This window comes from Vibrio fujianensis (genome assembly GCF_002749895.1).
GTDB classification, from domain to species: Bacteria; Pseudomonadota; Gammaproteobacteria; order Enterobacterales; family Vibrionaceae; genus Vibrio; species Vibrio fujianensis.
In genome coordinates, this window is record NZ_NBUS01000043.1 from 1 (window position 1) to 8,022 (window position 8,022).

4 protein-coding genes and 1 riboswitch are annotated in these 8,022 nt (G+C 42.8%); of the genes, 2 read left to right on the plus strand and 2 right to left on the minus strand.

Annotated elements, in window-relative coordinates; genetic code table 11:
• Window positions 1–151: 151 nt before the first annotated feature.
• Window positions 152–1,456 (minus strand): cation:proton antiporter, encoded by a 1,305-nt coding sequence (locus B7C60_RS10815; RefSeq protein ID WP_099611669.1) that lies wholly within the window; start codon window positions 1,454–1,456, stop codon window positions 152–154.
• A 204-nt stretch (window positions 1,457–1,660) separates the two neighbouring features.
• Between B7C60_RS10815 and metH the strand changes: the two genes are divergently transcribed.
• Complete coding sequence (gene metH / locus B7C60_RS10820) at window positions 1,661–5,317, plus strand: methionine synthase (RefSeq protein ID WP_425445510.1); 3,657 nt, start codon at window positions 1,661–1,663, stop codon at window positions 5,315–5,317.
• A gap of 60 nt (window positions 5,318–5,377) precedes the next feature.
• On the opposite strand, the gene lysC is transcribed toward metH, so the two are convergent.
• Complete coding sequence (gene lysC, locus B7C60_RS10825; protein WP_099611671.1) at window positions 5,378–6,733, minus strand: lysine-sensitive aspartokinase 3; 1,356 nt, start codon at window positions 6,731–6,733, stop codon at window positions 5,378–5,380.
• Between the two features lie 107 nt (window positions 6,734–6,840).
• Window positions 6,841–7,016: riboswitch (Lysine riboswitch) on the minus strand.
• Window positions 7,017–7,194: 178 nt separating this feature from the next.
• Between lysC and B7C60_RS10830 the strand changes: the two genes are divergently transcribed.
• Window positions 7,195–8,022, plus strand: an 828-nt coding sequence (locus B7C60_RS10830) for a pyridoxal-phosphate-dependent aminotransferase family protein (RefSeq protein WP_245869210.1), incomplete at its 3' end; no start/stop codon positions are given.

The window sequence follows — 8,022 nt, forward strand, 5'->3', positions numbered from 1 at the left end:
TTATTAAGGCTATTCATGATGAATGATGGTAGTAGTTAAATAGCCTTAATTAGATCATATTTTTATTTAGATTGGTATTATTTCTGGATATAAAAAAGCAGAGCTCTGTAACCCTGCTTTCTGTAGAATTCGTTTCTATGTCTGTTTCGAGTTACTGACTTGTATTGTTAGTGTCAGTTTCAAGTTTTTGCTCTGCTTTTTTCGATTTTTCAATCATGGGGGTAATGGTTGAGCCTTGAACCAAAATGGAGAAAACCACAACGGCATAAGTCATGACCATTAAAATCTCTTTGACATCAATTAATTTATCAGGAATCACCATGACTCCTGCAGGGATGGATAAGGCCATTGCTAAAGCTAACCCACCACGGAGCCCTCCCCACGTCAGAATTTTTACAGACCATGGATTGTAACGACGAAAGCGTTTGAAGCCCAAATAAGATATCCACACACTTAGATAGCGTCCACATAGTACTAGTGGAATAGCTAATGCCATTAAAATCCAATCTTCTTGATGAAATTCAAACAGTAACATTGACATACCAATCAGCAAAAATAATACGCCATTTAAAAACTCATCCACTAGTTCCCAGAAGTGATCGAGATGTTCTTCACTCTCTTTAGAAAAACCAATAAAACGAGTCCAGTTACCGATCATAATGCCTGACACCACCATCGCTAATGGACCAGAAACATGGATAACATCAGCAAAAACATAACCAGCAGTCGGGATACCAATGGTCAGTAATAGTTCCATTGAATGGTCATCGGTGGCACTAATCAAATAATGGAATAAGAGTCCAAGAAAAAAACCATAAACAATGCCGCCAATGGCTTCTTGAGCAAAGAGAGTGCTGACGCTAAGAATACTCGGAGTTTCATTTCCGAAGGCAATGATGAATAAAGTCACAAAAATAACTAAACCAAATCCATCATTAAATAGCGATTCTCCTTCTATTTGAGTCGCGATCCGTTTTGGCGCATCGAGTTTCTTGACGATGGCGAGTACAGCAATCGGATCGGTTGGTGAGATCAGTGAGCCAAAAAGTAAGCAATAAATAAGATCAAGTTGAATGCCTATAAATTGGCAAAAAGCATAAAGGATAAAGCCGATAAAAAAAGTTGAGAAGAGGGTGGCACCTAAGGCTAAAGCGATAATTTCCCACTTTTGGTCCTTTAAATTGGGTAACTTAATACCAAGTCCGCCAGCGAAGAGTAAAAATCCAAGAATCCCTTTAAGTAAAAAGTTTTCAAAGTTAATACTCGTGATCGTCTCAGTTGCAATTTGTTTCAAGTGAAAACCATCATTTTGCCCAGCAAGAATGATTAATAATGACAGCATCATAGACCCAGCAGTGATTGCAATGGTGGTTTGCATCTTAACTATTTTACTATTAATAAAAGCAATCATCATTGCGGCTGCCGATAAAAAGCATAAGGTGTAATAGACCGACATAGTTTTCTCATTATGTAACAAAATATGAGTGAAATTCTCGGTGGATTGTGAACAAATAGCAAACCTTTTCTGCGCAATATGGATCAGGTTTATGGGGAAAAACAATAAGATTTTAGACGTCTAGATTTCTAACTTTTCTATGGTAGGATGTGAATAAAGACAATGGAGTGAGGCTTTACAGTGGGAAGTAATATAAGACAAAAAATGGAAGCGCAGCTCAAACAGCGTATTTTATTGATTGATGGTGGTATGGGCACCATGATTCAGGGGTATCAGTTGCAAGAACTGGATTACCGCGGTGAGCGTTTTGCTAATTGGCACTGTGATGTAAAAGGAAATAATGACTTATTGGTGCTAACTCAACCTCAGTTGATTAAAGATATTCATTCCGCCTACTTAGCTGCGGGTGCGGATATTCTTGAAACCAATACCTTTAATGCAACGACGATTGCCATGGCTGATTACGACATGCAATCATTCAGTGCAGAAATTAACTTCGCCGCCGCCCAATTAGCACGTGAAGCCGCGGATGAATGGACAGCTAAAACGCCGGATAAACCCCGTTATGTCGCAGGTGTATTAGGACCAACCAACCGGACATGTTCCCTTTCTCCTGATGTTAACGATCCGGGATATCGAAATATTACTTTTGATCAACTTGTGATTGCCTATTCTGAATCAACGCGAGCGTTAATTAAAGGCGGGTGCGATCTTATTCTGATTGAAACGATCTTTGATACTCTGAATGCGAAAGCTTGTGCTTTTGCGGTCGATTCTGTTTTTGAAGCGTTAGGTGTGACTTTGCCGGTGATGATCTCCGGGACAATCACTGACGCCTCAGGCCGTACGCTCTCAGGCCAAACCACAGAAGCCTTTTACAATTCCCTACGCCATGTTCGGCCACTCTCTTTCGGTCTTAACTGTGCTTTAGGGCCGGATGAACTTCGACAATATGTTGCAGAACTGGCTCGTATCTCTGAAAGCTATGTTTCTGCCCATCCTAATGCTGGCTTACCGAATGCTTTTGGTGAATACGATCTCTCTGCGGAAGAGATGGCTGAGCATATTGCGGAATGGGCAGCCTCCGGCTTTTTAAACTTAGTGGGAGGGTGCTGTGGAACAACACCTGAGCACATTGCTGCAATGGCGAAAGCGGTGGAGGGGATCACACCTCGTGCTTTACCTGACCTCAACGTGGAGTGTCGTTTATCTGGCTTAGAACCACTCAATATTGGTAAAGAAACCTTGTTTGTTAACGTGGGGGAGCGAACTAATGTTACGGGCTCCGCTCGCTTTAAGCGGCTCATTAGAGAAGAACAATATGATGAAGCACTCGAGGTGGCTCGAGAACAAGTGGCTAATGGCGCACAAATCATCGATATCAATATGGATGAAGGGATGTTGGATGCCGAAGCCTGCATGGTTCGATTTTTACAGCTGTGTGCTTCTGAACCCGAAATATCCAAAGTACCGATTATGGTTGATTCCTCGAAATGGGAGGTAATTGAGGCTGGTCTCAAATGCATTCAAGGCAAAGGCATTGTGAACTCTATCTCTCTAAAAGAAGGGAAAAATAAATTTGTTGAACAAGCCAAATTAGTCCGCCGCTATGGTGCCGCTGTGATTGTGATGGCGTTTGATGAAGTCGGCCAAGCTGATACGAAAGAACGAAAAGTTGAAATATGCAGCAATGCCTATCGAATTTTAGTCGATGAAGTGGGATTTCCTGCGGAAGATATTATTTTTGACCCGAATATTTTTGCCGTGGCAACAGGCATTGATGAACATAATAATTATGCGGTTGATTTTATTGAAGCCGTTGCGGATATTAAGCGCAATCTACCACATGCGATGATTTCCGGTGGTGTATCTAATGTTTCCTTCTCCTTTCGTGGCAATAATTATGTTCGAGAAGCAATTCATGCCGTTTTCCTCTACCACTGCTTTAAAAATGGCATGGATATGGGCATTGTTAACGCCGGTCAGCTTGAAATTTACGATAATGTTCCCTTGTCTTTACGTGAAGCAGTGGAAGATGTTGTACTGAACCGTCGACCAGATTCAACTGAACGCTTATTAGAGATAGCAGAACAGTACCGAGACAATGCGGTAGGTAAGGTCGATGATCCAACACTGTTAGCGTGGCGAACTTGGCCGGTGGAAAAGCGCTTAGAACATGCTTTGGTAAAAGGAATCACCGAGTTTATTGTTGAAGATACGGAACAAGCCCGTCAACAAGCTTCCAAGCCGATAGATGTGATTGAAGGCCCATTAATGGATGGAATGAACGTAGTGGGCGATCTTTTCGGTGAAGGGAAGATGTTCTTACCACAAGTGGTTAAATCGGCACGGGTCATGAAACAAGCGGTCGCTTATTTAGAACCCTATATTAATGCGCTTAAACAAGCCGGTTCGACCAATGGAAAAATCTTGCTTGCCACGGTGAAAGGCGATGTGCATGACATCGGAAAAAATATTGTTGGTGTGGTTTTGCAGTGTAATAACTATGACATTATAGATCTCGGCGTTATGGTGCCTTGTGAACAGATCTTAAAGGTTGCTCGTGAAGAGAAGGTCGACATTATCGGCCTATCAGGGTTGATCACTCCGTCGCTGGATGAAATGGTACATGTAGCGAAAGAAATGGAGCGACAAGGTTTTGAGTTGCCTCTTCTTATTGGTGGTGCGACCACATCGAAAGCACACACGGCGGTAAAAATTGAGCAGAACTACCGTCATCCCGTGGTTTATGTCAATAATGCTTCTCGGGCTGTTGGGGTCTGTTCTTCATTATTATCCGATGAATTGCGCCCCGCTTTTATAGAAAAACTGAATTTAGATTATCAACGTACCCGAGATCAACATGCGAGAAAGAAACCGAAAACTCGTCCAGTGAGTTTGGAAAAAGCACGATCCAATAAAGCGACCATAGATTGGCAAGCTTATACGCCTCCAGCTCCAGCTCAACCGGGCATCCATATTTTTGAAACCTGCTCTGTGGCGACGTTACGCCACTATATTGATTGGACGCCTTTTTTTATGACTTGGTCTTTGATGGGGAAATATCCAGCAATACTACAGCATGAGGAAGTAGGGGAAGAAGCTCAACGCCTATTGAATGATGCAAATGAACTGTTGGATAGAGTTGAACGGGAAGGCATTTTACAAGCCAAAGGGATCTGCGGGCTATTTCCTGCTGCCAGTATCGGCGATGATATTGAAGTTTATACCGATGAAACGCGCTCAGAAGTTGCCCATGTGCTGCATCACTTACGGCAACAAACAGAAAAACCTAAGGGTACAAACTATTGCTTAGCAGACTATATTGCCCCGAAATCGAGCGGTAAAAAAGACTGGATTGGCGCTTTTGCGGTGACAGGTGGAATTGGTGAGCGTGAATTAGCTGATGCCTATAAAGCGCAAGGTGATGATTATAACGCGATAATGATCCAAGCGGTTGCTGATCGTTTAGCGGAAGCGTTTGCCGAATATTTACATCAACAGGTTCGAAAGAAAATTTGGGGCTATGCGCTTGATGAAAACTTGGCTAATGACGATCTGATTCGAGAAAAATATCAAGGCATACGTCCTGCTCCCGGTTACCCAGCTTGTCCAGAACACACAGAAAAAGGAACCTTGTGGAAGATGCTGAACGTGGAAGAAATGATCGGTATGTCATTGACTTCAAGTTATGCGATGTGGCCAGGCTCTTCTGTTTCTGGTTGGTATTTTTCTCATCCAGACTCGCGTTACTTTGCCATTGCTCAGATCCAAGACGATCAAGTGCAAAGTTATGCAGAGCGAAAAGGGTGGGATAGTGTGATGGCCGAGAAGTGGTTAGGCCCAAATATTAACGGCTAACTGTTCAATAAAAAAAGAAGGTCACCATCGGAGACCTTCTTTTTTAGTTTTTCTGAACGATTATGCTTGTTCAAATAGTTCCTGATGCAGTGTTTGAATCACCGCTTTTCCATCCTGACTGTTTACTAAGAAGCACAGATTATGAGCACTAGCACCGTAGCAGATCATGCGTAGATTGAAGTTTTCTAATGCACCAAAGACTTGTTTTGTATAGCCCGGGCGATCTTTCATCTTATTCCCAATTAACGCCACTAGACAAAGATCATGTTCCACTTCAACAGTACACAGCGCTGCTAATTCTTCGCGTACCGTTTGTGGTAATTCGGGATTGCCGCCAGAAGTATCTGTTTTATCTAGTGTCAAAGAGACACTAATTTCAGACGTTGTGATCAGATCAACCGAGATCTTATGTTTAGCTAAAATCTCAAATACCTTGGCTAAAAAACCGTAAGCATGAAACATTTTTGCACTACGTAATGTGACCATAGTTTGATTACAGCGTAAGGCTAACGCACGAAATGGCGGAGCGCTTTCCACGGCTTGACGAATCCATGTGCCTCCTTTTTCTGGTTCTTTTGATGAGCCGACAAAAACAGGAATACCATGACGAAGGGCTGGCACTAACGTCGATGGATGGAGAATTTTTGCACCAAAATTTGCCATTTCAGACGCTTCGTTAAAACTAATTTCAGCAATGGGGGCCGCTTTTGGAGCGATACGTGGATCCGTCGTATAGATGCCCGGAACATCAGTCCAAATTTCTAAGCCAGAAGCTCGGAGTGACTCTGCAATTAGCGCGGCAGAATAGTCACTTCCTCCACGTCCTAAAGTGGTCGTATTGCCCTGTTCATCAGAACCAATAAAGCCTTGAGTAATGACGACGTGTTGTTGGCAAAGTGGTAATAAGTGTTCTTGCACTAATTGTTGTAGTGCTTCGACTTGAGGTTCTGCTTGACCATAGTGAGTATCCGTCCGCATGACTTGGCGGATATCAAATCGTTGAGCATCGACGCCACGTTCACGCATTAATTGCGTTAAAATATGGGTCGACATTAACTCTCCGCAGGCGACTAAGTGATCAGTCAGCTTTTTGCTGGTTTGAAATGATGCCGCTTCTGCAGCACAGGCGACACTCTCTAAGATAGCATTCACTTCTGCGGCTACCGTGGTTGTATTTGAGAGCTGTTCGATGATCGAATGGTGGATTTCTGCCAATTTTTTAATAATGGCTTGGCGTTCTTCAGGTACTTGAATACCATTAGCAAGCTCAATTAATAAATTGGTTACCCCAGCGCATGCGCTGATCACAACAAGCTTGGTGTGTGGATTTTGTTCGATAATTGCAGAACAACGGCTCATTGCTTCGAAGTTTGCGACACTGGTTCCGCCAAATTTGGCCACATTGAATGCGCTCACGGTATTTCTCCCGATATTTCCTATAAATAAAAATGGTTGGTAAACCAACTTCCAATGTTTGAAGAGAGATAAATTAGAGCAAAGCAGAGGTAGCACAATAGGTAGGTTTCCTCAGAAGCTCTTCATCAGTCGATTCTGATGACAGTTGATAGGATTCAGCCCAATCAACCGATAAATCAAAGCCTCATCTTTGGTTTATCTCGGCACTACTCCCCCTCAATGTTTTGTTTGGGAGTGAGGCTCCACAAAACATCTACCTGGGTAGTGCTCCTCTTCTGCTTAAATAGCCTATTCATTGAACGGTTTTGTTTCATGAATGTCAATCGTAAATGGTTTATAAAATGAAAAATTAAAATTCTCAAAATAAGAAACTGGTTTGACCTCTAGACTTCAGTCGAATTGTGACCAAGAAGGATTTGCATTAACCTTGATGTTGTTACTCTAAAAAGCAAGGAGCTGCTATGAGCATTCGTCGTTTTATTCCGCCCCATCGTATCCTAATGGGGCCGGGTCCATCAGATATTTATCCCCAAGTATTACAAGCGTTGAGCCGCCCAACCATTGGTCATCTGGATCCTTTGTTTATTGGCATGATGGATGAACTTAAACAGCTATTAAAATATGCTTTTCAAACTGACAATGAATTTACTATCGCGGTTTCTGCTCCTGGTAGTGCAGGGATGGAAGCTTGTTTTGTTAACTTAATTGAGCCCGGTGACAAAGTTATTGTCTGTCGTAATGGTGTCTTTGGTGAGCGAATGCGAGACAATGCGGTTCGCTGTGGAGGCGAGGTTATTGTAGTCGATGATGAATGGGGCAAGCCGGTCTCGGTGGATAAAGTTGAAGACACACTAAAGTCACATCCAGATGCAAAAATCTTAGCTTTTGTGCATGCTGAAACTTCAACCGGCGCGTTAAGCGATGTACAAGCTTTGGGGCGATTAGCAAAACAACACCATATGCTGACGATTGTGGATGCCGTCACCTCTTTAGGTGGTGTTCCATTATTTGTGGATGAATGGCAATTAGATGCGGTCTATTCCGGCAGTCAAAAATGTCTTTCTTGCGTCCCTGGCCTTGCTCCCTTAACGTTTTCACCGAAAGCGATCGAGAAAATTCAATCGCGAACGACGCCCATTCAAAGTTGGTTTTTAGATCAAAGTTTAGTCTTAGGGTATTGGAGTGGGGAAGGAAGGCGCAGTTATCACCATACGGCTCCGGTGAATAGTTTATACGCGTTGCATGAAGCGCTATTGTTACTCAAAAATGAGGGGCTAGAAAATGCGTGG

Excerpts from the sequence above, each read along its gene's own strand:
- B7C60_RS10815 (WP_099611669.1), bottom strand. The coding sequence starts at position 1,456 with ATGTCGGTCTATTACACCTTATGCTTTTTATCGGCAGCCGCAATGATG.
- metH (WP_425445510.1), top strand. The coding sequence starts at position 1,661 with ATGGAAGCGCAGCTCAAACAGCGTATTTTATTGATTGATGGTGGTATG.